This is a genomic window from Acinetobacter sp. 24-47-39 (genome assembly GCF_056783825.1).
Genome location: NZ_JBWYIP010000005.1, coordinates 15,709 through 34,956, shown reverse-complemented (window position 1 = coordinate 34,956; position 19,248 = coordinate 15,709). Strand labels below are relative to the sequence as shown.

Sequence of the window (19,248 nt, the reverse complement as noted above, 5' to 3'; positions counted from 1 at the left end):
TTAATCAAACTATAACAGTAGATTTATTTTATTTCCAATTGTGTTTTTTTTAATTATTGACGTTAAAATATACGATTCTCCTGCACGTTAATCGGTATTTTTATGTCTGAACAAATGTTCATTCAAGGCCCTGTTGGCAAAATTGAGGTTTTTGTAGATTATCCTCAGTCTGAAGTAAAAGGATTTGCGGTCGTTTGTCACCCTCACCCGCTTCAAGGTGGTACTCCTCAGCACAAAGTTCCCACTCTGCTAGCTCAAATGTTCCTTGAGCGTGGTTATATCGTTTATCGTCCAAGTTTCCGTGGATCAGGTCAAAGTGAAGGGGTTCACGATGAAGGATTTGGTGAAACAGAAGATATTTTAGAAGTCATTCGTCAAGTACGTGCAAAACACCTTACATTGCCTTTCTACGTTGGAGGCTTTAGTTTTGGTGCACACGTTATGGCGAAGGCATATCATGCACTACCTCAAGAAATTCAACCTGAACAAGTCATTCTATGTGGTTTACCAACAGCCACAGTTGCTGGTATCCGTCACTACGTTACTCCAGCAATTAAAGGTGATATTCTGTTTATTCATGGTGAGGCAGATGAAGTCACTTTATTATCCGATTTAATTGAATGGGCAAAGCCTCAACGCCATATTATTACAGTGCTACCTGGTGCTAATCACTTCTTCACAGGTTATTTGAAGCAACTTCGCGTCGCGATCACTCGCTTCCTGACGGCTTAATATAAATATTACGTGTTTCAGAAAAACCCAGTGTAAATTCTTTACATTGGGTTTGTTTTATCCCTTGTTAGGATTTCCACTCTAACGATTGGAAAGACTCGTCTTCTCTTAATGTCTGCTCTACGGCTTGCGCAAGTTGTTTAATCACACTCTGCGTCTCAATTTTTTGGAACCAATCCTGTTCCTCATCTGCATGCGCACTTATTTCACATACAAAATGTCCTTCGCCATCTGGTTGATTACAGTTCACCCCTAAAGCAATTGGGTGATCAGAGACACTGACTTCTAATTCATGCTGATTCGTAGCTTGAGTGTGAAATCCATGTTGTACCAACTGTTCAGATAACAATGCTGTAACGTAAGTTTGTGCATTATCATGAGAATGACTTGAATGAGCCTTAGCATATTTCGTTTGATCAACTAAAAATTGTAGTTTTTTCATTTCCTCGTCCAAAGGCTTTTTAATTATATGGAATTAGAATAAGCAATATAAACAAAACAGCCAAGCTTTTGCTTGGCTGTTTGAAAAGAAATATACAAATCTTTGGTCGTATCATTCACTAACTTGAATAGATAAACCTGCTTGTTCAGTGAGTTGAGTAAATGTTGGGAAACTTGTTGCAACGGTTTCAGTTCCCACAATTTTAATTTCGCCTGAAGTACGCAGACCCGCAATGGAGAAACTCATGGCAATACGATGATCATGATGTGACTCAATTTCACCACCTCTAAAGATAGCAGACCAGTCACCAGACTTACCTTTGCCTTCGATAATAATGCCATCATCCGTAGGCGTACAATCAACACCCATCGTTTTCAATCCATCAGCCATCACTTGGATTCGATCAGACTCTTTTACACGAAGTTCAGCTGCACCAGTTAAGACTGTTTGACCTTCAGCACAAGCTGCAGCAATAAATAATGCTGGGAATTCATCAATCGCTAAAGGTACTTGATCTTCTGGCATGTGAATGCCTTTCAAAGTACGAGTACCACGAATTCGAATATCAGCAATCGGTTCACCACCTGCAATTCGTTCGTTCTCGACGGAAATGTCAGCACCCATTTGCTTCAAAATTTCGATCACACCCGTACGAGTCGGGTTAATACCCACTGCCTCAAGTGTTACATCTGAATTTTCAGTAATGGCAGCACCCACCATAAAGAACGCAGCAGATGATATATCTGAAGGCACTTGAATATTCGTGCCCACTAACTTGCCACCACCTTGTAAAGAAATACGGTTACCTTCAGTTTTCACATCATAACCAAATGCACGTAACATACGCTCTGAGTGATCACGTGTAGGTTCTGGCTCAGTCACCGACGTTTCACCGTCTGCCCATAAACCAGCGAGCAGAATTCCAGACTTCACTTGTGCAGAAGCCATCGGTAAATCGTAATGAATACCTTTAAGTTGCTGATTACCTGTGATCGATACTGGCGGTGTGCCACGTTCACCTGTTGTTTGAATTTGAGCACCCATTTCACGGAGTGGCTTTGCAATACGCTCCATAGGTCGTTTGGTCAGCGATGCATCACCAGTCATCACTGAGTCAAATTTTTGCGCTGACAACATCCCTGACAGAAGACGCATTGAAGTCCCAGAGTTACCCATATAAAGCTCACTTGCTGGAGCTTTAAGGCCATGCATTCCTACACCATGAATCGTGACTTCACCATTTTTTGGACCTTCAATATTTACACCCATATCACGGAATGCTTGAAGTGTTGCTAAGGCATCTTCACCTTCTAAGAAACCAGTAACATGTGTTGTACCTTCAGCGATCGCACCAAACATGATTGAACGGTGTGACACAGATTTGTCACCTGGCACGCTAAATTTTCCAGTAAATGATTTAGCACCCGGCAGAATAGTAAATTGCTGTGTCACAGTTTTGTTCTCCATTAAAGGTTTCTTGGCAAGCATATGGTTAAAATGTTGGCGTGCTGCTTGAGCATGTCCAAGCAATCCCATGAGTGCTTTTGAATCTTCGTTTTCAATGAGCTGTCGAATATGAGCCAATTGGTTCTCAAAGCCATCAACAGCATTCAAAATCGCTTTTTTATTGGCAAAGAATATGTCATGCCACATTTGTGGATCACTCGCTGCAATGCGAGAAAAGTCTCTGAAACCACCTGCTGCATAACGGAAAATGTCCAGATTATCTTCACGATTTGCCAGTTGCTCAACCAAATTGAATGCCATTAAATGTGGTAAATGACTCGTATGCGCGAGCACTTCATCATGCTTTTCCACATCCATACAAATCACTTCAGCTTGAGCAGCTTGCCATAATTGAATCAGTTTTTGCACTGCCCACTCAGCACTTGTTGCTAACGGCGTTAATATCACTTTGTGGTTAGCAAATAAATCCACTTTACCTGCATGAACACCAGTATGTTCAGCACCAGCTATTGGATGCCCTGGAACAAAACCGGCGGGTAACTGCTCACCAAAAACTGCAATTGCAGCCTCAACCACATTACCTTTAGTACTACCCACATCTGTAATAATGGTATCAGGAGTAATCACAGATTTGATTGAATTTAATACAGATTGTGTTGCTCTCACAGGTAAAGCAAGAACGATTAAATCTGCATCAACCACTGCATCTTCGGCATCTGCATATCCTTCACTAATCAAACCTAAAGCTTTAGCATCTTCTAACGTTTGAACAGATCGCGTAGATGCCACAACATTTTCAGCAAGACCATGTGCTTGAATGACACGTGCTAAACTTGATCCAATCAATCCTAGCCCAATAAATGCAACTTTTTTAAATAAAGGTTGAGACATATCTAAGTTTCAACTCTTTTTAAAGTACCGCAATTGGGTATGAACCAAGAACACGGATTTCTTTGACTAATGGACGAATTTCTTCGACAGCCGCACGTACGTTCTCTTGTTCGATATGCCCTTCTAAATCGATAAAGAATACATAAGCCCATTTTTCAGGCAAAGCAGGTCTTGTTTCGATACTGGTCAAGCTAATGTTATGTTTAGCGAACGGCGCTAAAATTTCTAATAACGCACCTGCACGGTCATGTGCAGAGATCAATAAAGAAGTTTTATCATTACCACTTTGTGGTACTTTTTCACGCCCAATAACTAAGAAGCGTGTTGTATTTTCTGGATTATCTTCAATATTGCTATGTAAGATTTCTAAATCATATAAGCTCGCAGCTGTTTCAGATGCGATTGCCGCAGAATGCCATTCATTACGGATACGGCGAGCAGCTTCAGCATTCGAACTCAAAGCCACACGTTCAACACCTGGATAATGAGCATCGAGCCAGCCACGACATTGAGCTAAAGTTTGTTGATGCGCATAGATTTGTTTAATGCTGTCTTTACGCGTATTTGAAGAAATCAAAAATTGATGATGAATACGTAATTCAACTTCACCAATCACATTTAAATGTGACGCTTTAAAACAATCAAGCGTGTGGTTAACCACACCTTCGGATGAGTTCTCAACAGGAACTAAACCATAATGTGCACTGCCTGCTTCGACTTCACGGAACACTTCATCAATTGTAGGAAGTGGGCGCACAACCGCATCATGTCCAAAATGCTTCAGTACTGCCGAATGGGTGTAAGTTCCTACTGGACCAAGGAAAGCAATGCTTTGTGGTGCTTCTAAAGCAAGGCACGCAGACATAATTTCTCTAAACAAACGCGCCATCGTCACGTCAGATAAAGGACCTTCATTACGCTCCATCACATTACGCAAAACTTGTGCTTCACGCTCAGGACGATAAAACATTGGATTTTCTTCAGAAGCAAATTTTGCTTTTGCTACAGCTTCAGCAAGTCGTGCTCGACGGTTAATCAGTTGTTGGAGTTGTTGATCTACTGAGTCGATATCTTCGCGGATTTTAGCTAAGTCTAAAGAATTCGTCGTGTTTTGATCATCGTTGATCATTGTAATGTCGCCTTACAGAATCAGTTATGTAAACAGTATAACAATAGTTAGCTTTCAAATGTTAAGCAACCAAACTTTATGGCAATAAGACTTAAAAATATACAGTTGAAATAATCATCAATCCAATACGCGCTATAAATTAGAAAAAAGACAAGAACATTGAATAGGATAGCTTTAATCTTTTTTTTTAAATCAGTTCGTTCTATAAGTTTTAAAATTGAAAACACATTCGAATACATCTCGCTTGTATTCCTCAAGCGAGATGTAAATACGGATAAAAATTAACGTCCTAGCATGCCACGTGCTACGATTTCTTTCATGATTTCGTTGGTTCCGCCGTAGATTCGTTGAATACGTGCATCCACAAAGAAGCGTGAAATAGGATATTCCGTCATATAGCCATAGCCACCAAAGAGTTGCAGTAGATTATCCGCCACTTTCATTTGCATATCTGTACTGAAACTTTTTAATGCAGCTGCTGTTTCAACATCCAATTTCCCTTCTTTATACAATGCTAGGTTTTGATTATAAAAAGCGGCTGTAGCCAGTTCATCGATTTTCGCTTGTGCTAAAACAAAACGAGAATTTTGGAATTGTCCAATTTTTTGACCAAAAGCCTGACGTTCTTGGACATATTGAACTGTCACATCAATTGAACCTCGAATTGCTCCTAATGCTGTCGCAGCAATCGCTGTACGTTCACGTGGTAATTCTTGCATCAAATATGCAAATCCCTGACCCGCTTGACCTAAAAGCTGATCAGCTGGAACTTTGACATTGTCAAAAAAGAGTTCCGAAGTATCTTGCGAATGCAAACCGATTTTGTCGAGATTTGTGCCTTTTTTAAACCCTTCTATATGAGTATCAACCAATAGAAGTGAGACGCCTTTAGCACGTGCCTGAGGATCTGTTTTAACGGCAAGCACAACCAAGTCTGCATGCTGACCATTTGAAATAAAGGTTTTAGAGCCATTCAAAACATAATGATCACCATTCAAAATGGCATTCGTACGGATGGCTTGTAAATCAGAACCAGCACCTGGCTCTGTCATTCCAATTGCTCCCACCACTTCACCAGAAACCATTTTTGGCAACCAGTATTTTTTTTGTTCTTCGTTCGCGATGTGTAGAATATATGGTGCTGCAATTTCTGAGTGACATGAAATACCTGTCGATAATGCGCTATAACCTGCACGTGCCGACTCTTCAACCAACATTAAAGAATATTCTGTTGGAACACCATAACCACCATATTCTTCAGGAACATCTACGCACAAGAAGCCATTTTCACCAAGTGCATTCCACACTGAACGTGGCATTTTTCCTTCACGTTCCCACTGCTCATAATGAGGAGCAACGTGCTCACTCATAAAACGTTTGAAATTATCACGGAATAATTCTAAATCTGCATCATATGCCAACATTCTTGTGTTCCTTACACTTCATTTTTTTATAAGTTTTCATGCTATCCCGTTTTTTTCCAGTTGTCATGGACAAAAGCGCTTGAAAATTCATACAATTTGGTCAGTCTCAAAAGCTAAAAATAATGCTTGGTCATTAAGTTTTATATTTAGCTTTTATTCCAAGCATCATTCCACGTTACACTGTCATTAAGAACATCCAACTGCATTGATCATGAATACAAAACGTAATTTATATAAAGACTTTGAACATCCATTTGCGCAATTTGTTCGTATTCTTGGCAAAGGAAAAAATGGTGCGCGATCACTGACCTATGAAGAAGCCTATCAAGCATTTGAGATGATTTTAAAAAATGAGGTATTAGACGTTCAGCTGGGTGCTTTTTTAATGCTTTTACGAGTGAAAGAAGAATCTGTGGATGAACTGGCTGGCTTTGTGCAAGCGACTCGTGATCAACTTAAATTTGAAGCTATTGATGTCGACCTAGACTGGTCTTCTTACGCGGGGAAACGCAAACACTATCCGTGGTTTATCTTATCGGCGTTAACCTTAGCAAAACATGGTCATCGTATTGTAATGCATGGGGCTTCTGGACATACCATTAATCGATTATATACAGAACAAGTTTTAGAGTATTTAGGTTATACCATTTGTCAAAATGAAAACGAAGTGGCATCAGAACTTAATCAGCATAACTTTGCCTATATACCACTCGAAGCCATTTCACCTACCTTGAGTGATTTAATTGCATTACGCAATATTATGGGCTTACGCTCACCCATTCATACACTTTCACGACTCATCAATCCCTTTAATGCCAAAGCCACTTTGCAAGCGATATTTCACCCAGCGTATCGCAGTTCTCATCAACAGACTGCTGCCAAATTAGGTTACGTTAACAGTTCGGTGATTAAAGGTGAAGGCGGTGAATTTGAACGTAACCCAGATGCAAAAACCTTAATTTGCGGTATACGAGACGGTGAACTGTATGAACTTGAACTTCCGAAACTCACAGCTGATCGTTCAGCAATTGAAGAAGAGTTGAACTTAGATACTTTCAAAGCCGTATGGTTAGGTGATTCCCATCATACTTACGGAGAGGTGGCTGTTATTGAAACTATGGCTATCGCACTCTACACCATGAATGTGGCTGAAACATTTACACAAGCACAGACTTTGGCTGAAGAATACTGGCAGTCACGTCATCAATTTTAAATTCGGATTAAAAAAAGACACCATCAGGTGTCTTTTTTTAACATAGAAGATTATACAAAACGTATAGGTTGAAATTCTGGCTCTGGAACATGTGAATCACATTCATCACCTTCCTCTTTATGACCTTTATCAATATAGCCTGATCTTTCTGTTTCTGGCAGATTTTTAGCTTCCCAAGCAATGACTGCTTGCATTGAAATCTGACGCTGCTCTTGAGTTAAAGCTACACCGTTTGGCCATTTACCGATTTCAACGGCAGTTCTTAAACGAGCAACGATGTCTGCATCCAAAACTGATAACATTTGTTCAATATTCATGTTTAGTCCTGCTGATGAAATGAATCGTAATCTTGATTCCATCCTAGTTTGGTACGACATGCCATATAAAAGTCGTATCCAGGTGGATGTAATAAAGTAAGTTTGAAAGGATGTTTGCGAATATGCAACCAATCACCTTCATTTAAAGAAACACTGTGTTGCCCATCAGCACTCACCATTGGCAACACTCGATTCTTACGAATTTGAATTTTAATTTCACTTTGACCACCCACCACAATCGGACGAGAAGAAAGCGTATGCGGGTGCATTGGCACTAGCGCGATCGCATCCATACTTGGGTGCAAAATTGGACCGCCACCAGAAAGTGCGTATGCTGTTGAACCCGTAGGTGTCGATACAATCAAACCATCACTGTGTTGGCGATAAACATATTGACCATCAATATGAAGATCAAACTCAATCATATGGACTGACTTACCTGAATGCAGCACCACATCATTCAATGCTATTGCATCATAAATCAGTTCATTTTTACTACGAACTTCGACTTCTAATAAAAAACGGCGATCTAGCTGAAACTCACCTTTCAAGACTTGATCTAATTTAAATAAAACTTCTGTCGGTTTGATATCTGTTAGGAAACCTAAACGCCCACGGTTTACCCCGATGACGGGAGTATTGTATTTCACTAAAGATCTAGCCGCTTGAAGCAATGAACCATCACCACCTACGACAATCACCAAATCTGCAACTTCGCCCAATAAAGCTCGACTGACCGTTTGCGAATTTTTATAAGGGACCAATTTAGCGGTTTCTGAATCAAAAACTGGATGCAAACCTAAACTAATCAAATGGTCATGAATTAGACTTAAAGTCTCAACCACAGATGATTTATCTGGTCGTCCAATTAATCCAATATTACGAAATGACTTTGCTGAAAGTTGCACGTATGCTACGGCTCCAGATGAATTGTTGAGTATCATATCATCATCATTCTGTGACTTACATATTTCAAGCCTGTTTCATGTTATGAATTTCACGAATAATTTCACATTTTCTCAACTTAAAATCTTAATTTTCTCCTTAATATTGAATTAGATAAATCATTACATTTATCTAAAAAAGGCATAAATTCACAGTTTAATTATTGCAAATTATAAAAAAGCTTCGCATGATGAGCGCAATAAAACAGGGTTTTGCTTTTTGATCTATGAAGTTTGAACGTGGTATTGGCTTAATTGCATTGATTTTCTCAGTGCTGGTGATTTCTGCATTTGTGGCTTTTAGTATTTATTTAATCCGTTTAGATAATATTATTCGCGATAAATTTGAAGGCAATCGTTGGGATATTCCAGCGAAAGTATATGCACGCCCCTTGGAAGTTTATGCTAATGCACCCGTTGAGCAACAAAACTTCATTCAAGAGCTAGGTCTGTTGGGTTATAAAAACGCTGAAGACTATACCAAGCCAGGTAATTTTTTGGTTCAAGGCAATACTATATATGTCCACACGCGTGGTTTCGATTTTGGTGATAGTGTAGAACCAGAACAAATCCTCCAAGTCAGTTTTGGCGCTAGTCAAATTTCAGAGATTAAAGCAACAAAACCATCGAGTACGGGGATTGCCCGTCTAGAACCAATGTTAGTTGGGGGAATCTACCCTCAACACAACGAGGACCGTGTTCTCATTAAACTCAATCGTGTTCCTAAACCTTTAATTCAAGCGCTTATTGCGACTGAAGACCGCAACTTCTATCATCATCACGGCGTCTCGTTTCGTGGTACAGCACGCGCAGTTGTAAGCAACGTTACTGGTGGTAAGCGTCAAGGTGGTTCTACACTCACACAGCAATTGGTTAAAAACTTTTATTTGACCCCTGAACGTACAATCAAACGTAAAGTGAATGAAGCCTTTATGGCGTTGTTGCTTGAGTTTCATTATGACAAAGATGAAATTCTGGAAGCATATTTGAATGAAGTTAATTTAGGACAAAATGGTAATTACTCGATCAATGGCTATGGTTTAGCGTCTCAATTTTATTTTGGTTTACCACTTAGAGAATTGAGTATAGCGCAACAGGCTTTCCTTGTCGGACTCGTTCAAGGTCCTAGCTTATACAATCCTTGGAGAAATCCTGAAAGTGCATTAAAACGCCGTAATGTTGTTCTAAACAATATGTTAGTCATGGGATATTTGACTGAAGAGCAATATGAAACTGAGTCAGCTAAACCTTTAAACGTGATTAAAAAACCGACTTTAGGCCCAGCTCGCTTCCCTGATTTCCTAGACATCGTTCGTCGTCAACTCAAAACAGAATACCAAGAAAGCGATTTAACGAAACAAGGTCTTCGAATTTTCACCACATTAGATCCAATCGCACAAATCAAAGTACAAAAATCATTTACAGATTCAGTATCAAGACTGTCTAAGACCAATCCTGCACGCTTGAAAGAGCTTCAAGGCGCGGTATTAGTTTCTCACCCTGAAAATGGTGAATTGATTGCAGCCGTAGGTTCAGTATCTGACTTCACAGGTTTTAACCGCGCAGTTGATGCAAAACGTCAGGTAGGCTCATTATTAAAACCTGTTATTTTCCTAACTGCTTTGGAATCTGGTCGTTATAACTGGGCGACGGCAATCGAAGACTCGCCAATTAGTGTGCCAGTCGATCGCAATCAGACTTGGACACCCAAAAATTATAGCGGAACTTCGTATGGTTACGTCCCAATGGTTCAAGCTTTAGCCAATTCGTATAACCTATCTACAGTTCGCTTAGGACAAGAATTTGGACTTTCTTCATTTACCAATCATTTAATGAAGTTTGGCGTGACTTCACCTATTCCAAATTACCCATCGATTTTCTTAGGGGCTGTTGAAATGTCGCCTATGGAAATCATGAATATTTATGGCAACTTTGCAACTGGAGGGTTTAAATATCCTACAAAATCTATCCGAACAGTTGTTGATACCAATGGTCAGCTCATTAATCGCTATAGTTTAAATGTTCAACAAACGATCGACCCATCGGCTGCTTATATTTTAAATTACGGATTACAACGTGTGATGTCGGCAGGTACAGGACGTGCTGCTTATAACGGCCTCGCTCCGAATCTAAATCTAGCGGGTAAATCAGGTACGACCAATGATACAAGAGATTCTTGGTTCGCGGGGTATTCAGGTAATCATTTGGCAGTTGTCTGGCTTGGATTAGATGACAATAAAGTCACAGGCTTAACGGGCTCATCTGGCGCTTTACCCGTGTGGACCAACGTAATGAAGCAACTGAAGCAAAAACCAGTCAATTTACGTCAACCTGATGAGGTACAATGGCATTGGATTGACTCAAATAGCGGCGAGCTTTCAGCACAAGGTTGTCAAGGTGCGCTCTATGTACCGATACTTAAATATACTGTTCCTCGTCGCGCAACAGCATGTGGCTTACCACACTACCAAGTAGAGCCGACTTACGTTCCTGAAACGAATGCAGAAGAAATTCCAGCAGAAGACAGCATCGACCAATATATTCGTGAGAGCGAAACAGAAATGGAACGGGATTTAAATACGAATGCCACTCGAGTACTTTCGAGTGGAAGTTATAATCCTTAAAATAAGTTTAGGAGGAGTTAAGGTTAATGAAAAAACTGAATTTTAGCGTACTATTCGCCAGCATATTACTCTTAGGCGGTTGCCAAACTTTAACCTCCCCTCAAAACTCACAACCGTCTCAGAAACCTAAACAACCTGAGACTAAAACAACACCATCTCAAAAAGATGCCGATGGTATTAAAATTACGCCTTATGATCGACCCGAGATTAAACGGGAACAATTACAAATTGTTATTCCTGAACAGAAAAGCTCAACTCAAAAATTCGATGATGGCCGCCAACTTCCCGCATTTAAAAATCTAATGCAACAAACCCATCATGCATTTCGTCAAGCAAAATGGAGTGAAGCTGAGAAAGCCGCACTCCAAGCACAAAGACTTGCCCCTCAATCTGCAGAGACCTATATGTATCTCGCGATGATTGCCAATCAAAAAAATGAGGCAAAAAATGCTGAATCGTTGGCAAAACGAGGTCTCAGTTATGCTCAAACAGCAACGATGAAGCGACAACTTTGGCAAATTATTTTGAAATCAGGTCAACTCCAAAAAAATCAAAAACTCATCCAAGAAGCACAAAACCAAATCAAGAAATTTTGATTTAAGCATGAGTTTTACTTTTTAATGCCTTTAAAAAGCACGAATACCAGCAATTCCATAAGCTCCATGTTGTATGGCCTGATCTAATAATTCAGGCTTCATACCGCCTAGCGCATAAACTGGTATATGTATATCTTTTGATAACAATTCAAACTGCGTCCAACCTAAGGGTGCTTGCTGAGGATGCGATGTTGTACACAGTACTGGACTTAAAAATATTGCATCAAAACCTAACGCTACAGCTCGACTGACACTAGAATGGTCATGACAGGATGCGATGCGTTTAATGCCCTTCCATTCCTCCATAAATGAATCAGAATTTAATTGCATCAATTGATCATGTTTAAATTGTACGGCAAATACTTTTTTCTGATTTGATTCTGATAATCCTATCCACACATCACGATTGATAATGAGCTGATCCAGTTGATTCTTCTGGTTGAGATGCAGCGCAAAATCTAAAGCATTTTTAGTTCTCAAATAGCTAACTCGATTAAGATCAATGATTGTATCGAGACGATCTATATTTTTTATTGCAATTTTATTCGGCCAGAGTAGTCGTTTAACAATGGCATCATTAGCTTTAGGAAAATTCAAAATGGTTAGTGCTGAACGATCATGCCATGTCCAAGGACTTTGAATATGATCTAGTAGAGACTGATCAACATAAGCCTGATAAATGTGTAATTTTACGATTAGATCTTCATATTCATGCGTAATAATATCGAATAAATAGACATGATCTAGAAAAATTCCCACCTCTTCTTGAACTTCACGCTTGCAAGCTTGTTCAGGAGTTTCACCTAACTCCACTTTTCCTCCAGGAAACTCAGCTTTATCCCCCTGATGTAAAGAGACTTCTCTCCATCCTACAAGAACTTGATTTTTGTGGAATAACAACGCTATAGAAACATTAAGTGTTTTTTTTGACATGATTTTCTTTCAAAAAATGAGTGCTTAATTGTAAGCATTTTATGTTTTTTTATAAATGAGAAAAATTATCGTTGACAGCTCTATTCGATAATGATTATCATTTAAATCGTTCACCACATACCACGGAGTCCAAGGAATGAACGCACCATTTAGCTTATTTACACGTAATAACGAAAACCACCAAGCATTACCAATGCTTCACTCAAATAATCTATTTGCTCTAGGCAGAGAAATTCGCATCATGCATGCAGGAGAAGAATATCGCCTTCGTCTCACACGAAATAATCGACTCATTTTGACAAAATAAAAATTCTAAAATTTGATAATAATAATCGTGGAACTAAGCAGTATGAATCAGCCCATACTGCTTCTTTAATTTTATTTCTTCAACTTTATAGACAATCGGTTTTAATGAAATTTTATTTCAACTTTTAAACCACCTAACTCTGATTTCTTAAATACAATCTCGGCTTGATGTAATTCGACAATTTTACGGCAAATTGATAATCCTAATCCTGAGCCCGTTGTACGTGTGCCTAACTGACGATAAAATCTTTCTCCCAGCCGATCAATCACTGTTTGCTCAATGCCGTGACCTTCATTTTCAATCACAAATAGAATTTCATTATTATTTTGTTTGATTAAAATATCAACGATTCCATTCTGTGGCGTATAGCGGATTGCATTATCGACTAAATTTCGAATGCAGCTAAACATTAACTCAGGATTTGCCTTAATCGCATGATTTCCTAACTCAGTTTTAAACTGAATATTTTTTTCTTGGCTCAAAGGTTGTACTGAATGTAAAACCTCTTTCGTCAAACGGTCTAAATCTATGGACTGTATCGGTACATCTTGCGTTGAAGACGGATCAAGTCTAGCCAACAAAAGTAAATTTTCTAAAATATTTGAGCCCCTACTCACATCTTTTAGAATCTGCTCTAAGTCTTGTGACAAATCCTCATGATCAGACTGGTATTTTCGTTTTAAAAGTTGTAACCGCATTTGAATCGCAGAAAGTGGCGACCTTAATTCATGGGATGCATCAGCTGTAAAACGTTGTTCCGCAGTAATTGCCCGATCTAAACGCTCCATCATTTGGTTTATTTGACTCACAATAGGTTGCAGTTCTTTTAGTTCTGGTTTTGAAGGTGTAATCGGTGATAAATCCTTAACAGTCTTTTGGGAAATTAATTTTGAAAGTTGGTGAATAGATCTAAACTGACGTCGTATAATAAAGTGTAGAATAAACCATTGAATGCCCCATAAAATAATGAGAACACCACCGTAGCCCAGCAAACTTTTGAATAACTGATCAACACGCGCTGACATGGGTTGAAGCATAGTTAGAATTTGCTGATCACTTTGCTCACTGTAATAACGAAATAATCGTCCTTCTAGCCAAACAAAACCAAAGTGATCATTCTGAAAAAACACCTTGGAACCAATTTGATTGAAAGCAAGGTCTTGGGATTCAATCAAAATAAGTTCATCGAGCTTTAATTCATATTTGATATCAAATTGTTCACTTAAATCATCTAACTCATTTCCCACATGACTTGAAATATCACTGACCAAAATCAAATCGGCGATTTCATCCATCATATTGTCATGGGTCTGCATGTTTTGGTAAAGCGAGATCACCAATAAAAGAATTAATGCGATAACGCCCGCCAACATCGAACTGAGCATTGAAGACTTAACAAGACGATTTTGTAAAGAAATAGGGTGCTGATGCAACGCTGTTCTACCTTAAGCCTGATCTAAATTCATTCTATAACCTAATCCGCGAATCGTTTTAATCATGGTTGAGCCTATTTTTTTCCGAATCTGATAAATAAAAACTTCAACTGCATTACTTTCGATTTCATCACCCCAAGCATATAAGGACTCTTCTAGTTGTTCACGTGTCACAACACGTTCAGGATGTTGCATCAACTTATATAAAATTTGGTACTCTTTCGCTGTGAGATTGACAATTTCTGAATTCAATTTAACAACTTTGGTTTGGGGGTCCAAACTCACGGATCCATACATTAGGATTTGAGACGTGCCTTTGTGCTGAGTACGTAATTGTGCTCTCACTCTCGCCGAGAGCTCATCTAAACTGAATGGTTTAACTAGATAATCATTAGCCCCCAAATCAAGTCCTCCAACACGATCTTGGATACTGTCTTGGGCTGTAATAAAAATAACTGGTGTATTGTGTTGGTGTTTTCTTAAATGTGTCAGAATGTCATCACCAGTTGCTTTCGGTAATCCACGATCAAGTAATAAACAATCATATTGATGCTGCTCAATTGCTAATATCGCATGATCTCCACGCTCGACCCAATCAACACTATATCCATCCATTTCTAACCAAGCTTTGATACTTTCAGCTTGTGACACATCATCTTCTGCTAACAATATACGCATGTCTCTCTTCACTAAGCCACAATTCATTCACTATAAAGTTTTTCAAAAAAAGATGCATAAAAAAACCACATTTCTGGAGAATGTGGTTTTTTGGTTTGAGTACTTAAAAGCCATAAATCAAATACTCAATTCAGTAGATAGCTCATTAAAATTGAACTTGATCTACATCAATTTCTACACGCTTAGCAGGCTTATAATCAATATCCACTTCACCAATTAATACAACAGGTGTTTTTGCAGAGATTGGTTTACCTTGCCAAAGTTCATCATCAATATCCACAGTGATCACACCCGTGCTATCGCGGAATTGATATTTTTCATCACCAGTTGCCTTAACAATATAGCCTTTTAATTTCACTGGGGTATCATCTTTGGCAGTTAAAGCATTTTTAACAGTCGTAATTGCTTGTGGTGCAATGGCTGCATGATTAACAGCACTTTGGTTCACTGCCGTATTAGCCATTGCAAATGTAGTTGCACCGACTAAAACTGTCGCGATTAAAGCTTGATTTAAAACTTTCATTTTCTATACCTTTTCATGTGATGTTTGTTTCGATGAAGCTATTAAAACAAACAAAGCTGAAGCGAATCTTAAGAAATATGAATATTTATTAATCTTTGACAATTAACTTAGTGGTACGACTCTTAGTACCTCTTCTAATGTCGTTACCCCTTCAAGGACTTTTCGAGCACCCGCAATACGCAACGGCTCTACACCTTCTTTTTTTGCGTGAGCACGTAATTCATCTAAATTAAGATTAGCACTGATTTTTTGTTTTGTTTCTAGAGACACAGGCATAAACTCATATATACCCACCCGACCCTTATACCCTGTGTGACGACAATGTTCACAACCTTTGGCATGATACACTTGAGCAGGCATCTTCACTAAATACCCATAGGTCAGATGTTCCCATTCTTGAGCATTAATTTCCCGTTTTTCTTTACAATGAGAACATAATTTTCTGACTAACCTTTGCGCCAATACCCCTAAGATTGTTGCCGCTGTTAAAAATGGCTGCACCCCTAGATCATGTAAACGAGTCAAGCTTGAAGGTGCATCGTTTGTATGAAGTGTTGAAAGTACGAGATGACCTGTTAACGCAGCTTGAATCGCCATATTCGCTGTATCTTGGTCTCGGATTTCCCCTACCATGATAATGTCTGGATCTTGGCGCATGAGGGCACGTACACCATCGGCAAAATGAAGATCAATTGCAGGGTTTACCTGCATCTGATTAAAGCTCGGCTCTATCATCTCGATAGGATCTTCAATCGTACAAACATTTAATTGCTCAGTCGCAAGTTGTTTCATTGATGAATACAGGGTTGTGGTTTTACCTGAACCAGTTGGACCTGTCACTAAAATGATGCCGTGACTATTTTTGGTAATGGCATTCCATTGTTCTAGCAGTTTTCCTTCAAAACCCAGTTGTTGGAAACTCCTCACTAATACTTCAGGATCAAAAATTCGCATTACCATTTTTTCGCCTGCTGCAGTAGGCAGAGTTGATAAACGCAGTTCAGTTTCTTGACCCTTAGGTGTACGCGTTTTTAAACGCCCATCCTGAGGACGTCGTTTTTCTGCAACGTTCATACGACCCAGAATTTTAATACGAGAAATTACTGCCGTGAGTGTATTGCTAGGCATGTTATAAATCGTATGCAGCACACCATCGATACGGAATCTAACACGTCCTTTCTCCGCACGAGGCTCAAGATGAATATCACTCGCACCCTGTTCAAAGGCAAATTGAAGCAACCAGTCGACTAATTTTACGATGTGCTGATCGTTGGCATCAGGATTTTGACTATCACCCAATTGTAAAAGGGATTCAACACCTCGGCTCTGTCGGTCGTAAGCTCCTGAATATTGAGAAGAGTTTACTGCTCGGCTCACTTGATAATATTCAATCAAGTAACGTTGTAACTGCTCTGGATTCAGTAAAACCTTAACAATTTTTTTAGGACTTAAACTCTTTTCTAAATTCTTAACCCAATCATCCAAGAATGGTTGATCTGTACCAATTAAGATCTGATCAGGATGCACCTCCACAGCAAGAATTTTATTTTTGAATGCATATTCTTGTGACATGACCTGAGTCAGTGCTGCAACATCTACTTTAAGCGGGTCGATCACATAATATTGGAGTTGTGTTTTTAATGCTAACCACTCACATAAGCGTTGCAATGTTAACTTATGTTGAGGTTGAACTTGATCTACCAATTCAAAATGAGCAATCCACTGCAATGGATGCCATTTAAATTGATCTTTTTGGCGGTGTCGGGTTTGTATGAGCAACTTATCTCGCTCTAAAATACGACCATCTTTTAGTAGTTGTTCTAAACACCATGTTGTATCAATTTCAAAATTAAAATTCATTCAAATTGCCCCATTCCTTGAGCCCAACTATAGCAAATTCTTTATTCAACATTAGCCTTTAGCCTATTCAGAATTTACAATTAAATTCATTAGATCAAATTCAGCTTTAAATACATCAGTCCAACAATTTATTCGTTTGCACAAAGTTCCAGTGCAACGATCTCAACCTCAGTATCCACTTTAAATTTGACATTTAAGAGGCCGAAACTTAGCCCATAAATTCGCTCAGGATCATTTTGATAAGATGGTCTTGGATCAAATGACAAAACTTGTTCCAATTCCTTTATTAAACTTTCAGCGACACATTGTTGATCCAACAGTTGATTTCGCTGAGTTTCAGCAGTTTTTGACCAAACAACTTTTTTTTGAATTGGCTTATCCTGTGCATAACCGCTCGTCGCCTCAACCACGGCATCAGAATATTGAATATATGGTTTGATATCGATAACGGGTGTTCCATCTAGTAAATCACTGCCAGACACATACAATCTCAAAGAATCACCTTCTTTAAAAAGTTTTTTGAATTGTACGACTGACATACCGATAGGTGCTGGACGGTACATGCTTCTTGTCGCAAAGACCCCCATTTTTTTATTTCCACCTAAACGTGGTGGTCTGACTTGTGGCTTAAATTTTTGATTATTCTGATTTTTATTATCGTGAAACTGCCAAATCAGCCATAAGTGACTGAAATCATGTATACCTTCAAAAGCCAATTCATCATTATATGGCGCCAATAGTTCAATATAACTTTCAACATTTACTAAATTTGGCTGACGTGGAATACCAAACTTTTCTTTGTAGGGAGATCTCATTATACCAATCACAGGTAAAGTCAGCTCATTCATAATCACTTTTTTTGATAAGCTCAATTAAATATATTCAGTTTATCGAGAATGGTTTTAGTTTAGAATAGCAAGCTGTTCTAATTTGATAATTTATTGAGACCTTTAATGGCTGCTTTTAACGTCGAAAAGATTACTCACGTACACCACTGGAATGACACATTATTCAGTTTTAAAACGACTCGCGATACAGCATTGCGTTTTAAAAATGGTCAATTTGTGATGATTGGTTTAGAAGTCAATGGCAAGCCTTTAATGCGTGCATATTCGATTGCTAGCGCGAACTATGAAGAAGAACTTGAGTTTTTCTCTATTAAAGTTCCAGATGGTCCTTTGACATCAATCCTACAAAAAGTAAAAGTTGGTGATGAAATTTTAGTTTCTAAAAAACCGACTGGTACACTTGTTCTTGATGATTTAAATCCTGGTAAAAACTTGTATCTTTTATCATCAGGTACTGGTTTAGCTCCTTTCCTTTCGACTATCCGTGATCCAGAAACTTATGAGCGTTTCGAGAAAATCATCGTTGTACACGGTACACGTTATATCTCAGAGTTGGCGTATCAAGACCTTATTCAAAATGAAATTCCAAACCATGAGTTCTTTGGGGAACTTGGTGCGAAAGAAAAGTTAATTTATTACCCAACAGTTACACGTGAAGACTTCCATACTCAAGGTCGTGTTACAACTGCGATTGAAACTGGTGCTCTTTTCGAGAAAATCGGCTTACCTCGTTTTAATCCTGAAACTGACCGTGCAATGTTATGTGGTTCTCCTGCATTCCTTGACGATGTAGCTGCACTTCTTGACCAACATGGCTTAAAAGAATCTCCACGTATGGGTGTTCTTGGTGATTATGTGATTGAACGTGCGTTTGTTGAAAAATAAAA

The 19,248-nt window shown here is 38.9% G+C and carries 18 protein-coding genes; 6 read left to right on the top strand and 12 right to left on the bottom strand.

Annotated elements, in window-relative coordinates; genetic code table 11:
• The first annotated feature begins 102 nt into the window (after positions 1-102).
• Positions 103-732: an alpha/beta hydrolase gene (locus AC1M9C_RS06085; RefSeq protein ID WP_035267316.1), complete on the top strand. Its 630-nt coding sequence runs from the start codon at positions 103-105 to the stop codon at positions 730-732.
• 67 nt (positions 733-799) lie between these two features.
• On the opposite strand, the gene AC1M9C_RS06080 is transcribed toward AC1M9C_RS06085, so the two are convergent.
• The 4 genes from AC1M9C_RS06080 to AC1M9C_RS06065 all read right to left on the bottom strand — a co-directional run bounded on the left by AC1M9C_RS06080 (position 800) and on the right by AC1M9C_RS06065 (position 6,085).
• Positions 800-1,174, bottom strand: coding sequence for a hypothetical protein (locus AC1M9C_RS06080; RefSeq protein WP_481953376.1), 375 nt, complete (start codon positions 1,172-1,174; stop codon positions 800-802).
• Between the two features lie 111 nt (positions 1,175-1,285).
• Positions 1,286-3,532, bottom strand: coding sequence for a bifunctional prephenate dehydrogenase/3-phosphoshikimate 1-carboxyvinyltransferase (locus AC1M9C_RS06075; RefSeq protein ID WP_481953375.1), 2,247 nt, complete (start codon positions 3,530-3,532; stop codon positions 1,286-1,288).
• Between the two features lie 19 nt (positions 3,533-3,551).
• Positions 3,552-4,661: a prephenate dehydratase gene (gene pheA / locus AC1M9C_RS06070; protein WP_035267321.1), complete on the bottom strand. Its 1,110-nt coding sequence runs from the start codon at positions 4,659-4,661 to the stop codon at positions 3,552-3,554.
• A gap of 281 nt (positions 4,662-4,942) precedes the next feature.
• Positions 4,943-6,085, bottom strand: a complete 1,143-nt coding sequence (locus AC1M9C_RS06065) for an acyl-CoA dehydrogenase family protein (RefSeq protein ID WP_481953374.1) — start codon at positions 6,083-6,085, stop codon at positions 4,943-4,945.
• A gap of 211 nt (positions 6,086-6,296) precedes the next feature.
• Between AC1M9C_RS06065 and AC1M9C_RS06060 the strand changes: the two genes are divergently transcribed.
• Positions 6,297-7,298, top strand: a complete 1,002-nt coding sequence (locus AC1M9C_RS06060) for a glycosyl transferase family protein (RefSeq protein WP_481953373.1) — start codon at positions 6,297-6,299, stop codon at positions 7,296-7,298.
• Positions 7,299-7,348: 50 nt separating this feature from the next.
• On the opposite strand, the gene AC1M9C_RS06055 is transcribed toward AC1M9C_RS06060, so the two are convergent.
• A complete protein-coding gene (locus AC1M9C_RS06055; RefSeq protein WP_035267325.1) occupies positions 7,349-7,615 on the bottom strand; it encodes a YeaC family protein in 267 nt (88 codons plus the stop codon).
• Between the two features lie 2 nt (positions 7,616-7,617).
• The gene (locus tag AC1M9C_RS06050) at positions 7,618-8,559 is read right to left on the bottom strand and encodes an NAD(+) kinase (RefSeq protein WP_035267328.1); all 942 of its coding nucleotides are present in this window, start codon (positions 8,557-8,559) and stop codon (positions 7,618-7,620) included.
• Between the two features lie 227 nt (positions 8,560-8,786).
• Here AC1M9C_RS06050 and mrcB point away from each other — a divergent pair, with 227 nt between their 5' ends.
• Together mrcB and AC1M9C_RS06040 are read left to right on the top strand one after the other, a co-directional pair.
• Complete coding sequence (gene mrcB, locus AC1M9C_RS06045; protein WP_092767169.1) at positions 8,787-11,183, top strand: penicillin-binding protein 1B; 2,397 nt, start codon at positions 8,787-8,789, stop codon at positions 11,181-11,183.
• Positions 11,184-11,209: 26 nt separating this feature from the next.
• Entirely contained in the window at positions 11,210-11,779 is a 570-nt protein-coding gene (locus tag AC1M9C_RS06040) for a tetratricopeptide repeat protein (RefSeq protein WP_481607683.1), read from the top strand.
• 30 nt (positions 11,780-11,809) lie between these two features.
• On the opposite strand, the gene AC1M9C_RS06035 is transcribed toward AC1M9C_RS06040, so the two are convergent.
• Positions 11,810-12,712: a thiamine phosphate synthase gene (locus AC1M9C_RS06035; RefSeq protein WP_481607684.1), complete on the bottom strand. Its 903-nt coding sequence runs from the start codon at positions 12,710-12,712 to the stop codon at positions 11,810-11,812.
• A gap of 136 nt (positions 12,713-12,848) precedes the next feature.
• Here AC1M9C_RS06035 and hemP point away from each other — a divergent pair, with 136 nt between their 5' ends.
• Complete coding sequence (gene hemP, locus AC1M9C_RS06030; protein WP_035267337.1) at positions 12,849-13,019, top strand: hemin uptake protein HemP; 171 nt, start codon at positions 12,849-12,851, stop codon at positions 13,017-13,019.
• A gap of 101 nt (positions 13,020-13,120) precedes the next feature.
• Here the strand turns inward: hemP and AC1M9C_RS06025 are convergent, their stop codons facing one another.
• The 5 genes from AC1M9C_RS06025 to tsaA form a co-directional block, all read right to left on the bottom strand.
• Positions 13,121-14,452, bottom strand: a complete 1,332-nt coding sequence (locus AC1M9C_RS06025) for a sensor histidine kinase (RefSeq protein ID WP_481607685.1) — start codon at positions 14,450-14,452, stop codon at positions 13,121-13,123.
• A gap of 12 nt (positions 14,453-14,464) precedes the next feature.
• Positions 14,465-15,130 (bottom strand): response regulator transcription factor, encoded by a 666-nt coding sequence (locus AC1M9C_RS06020; RefSeq protein WP_481591355.1) that lies wholly within the window; start codon positions 15,128-15,130, stop codon positions 14,465-14,467.
• Positions 15,131-15,275: 145 nt separating this feature from the next.
• Positions 15,276-15,653 (bottom strand): NirD/YgiW/YdeI family stress tolerance protein, encoded by a 378-nt coding sequence (locus tag AC1M9C_RS06015; RefSeq protein ID WP_481607686.1) that lies wholly within the window; start codon positions 15,651-15,653, stop codon positions 15,276-15,278.
• A 102-nt stretch (positions 15,654-15,755) separates the two neighbouring features.
• A complete protein-coding gene (gene tfpB, locus AC1M9C_RS06010; protein ID WP_481607687.1) occupies positions 15,756-17,513 on the bottom strand; it encodes a type IV pilus assembly ATPase TfpB in 1,758 nt (585 codons plus the stop codon).
• Positions 17,514-17,641: 128 nt separating this feature from the next.
• Complete coding sequence (gene tsaA, locus AC1M9C_RS06005) at positions 17,642-18,361, bottom strand: tRNA (N6-threonylcarbamoyladenosine(37)-N6)-methyltransferase TrmO (protein WP_481607688.1); 720 nt, start codon at positions 18,359-18,361, stop codon at positions 17,642-17,644.
• 105 nt (positions 18,362-18,466) lie between these two features.
• Between tsaA and AC1M9C_RS06000 the strand changes: the two genes are divergently transcribed.
• Complete coding sequence (locus AC1M9C_RS06000; protein ID WP_035267346.1) at positions 18,467-19,246, top strand: ferredoxin--NADP reductase; 780 nt, start codon at positions 18,467-18,469, stop codon at positions 19,244-19,246.
• Positions 19,247-19,248 lie beyond the last annotated feature (2 nt).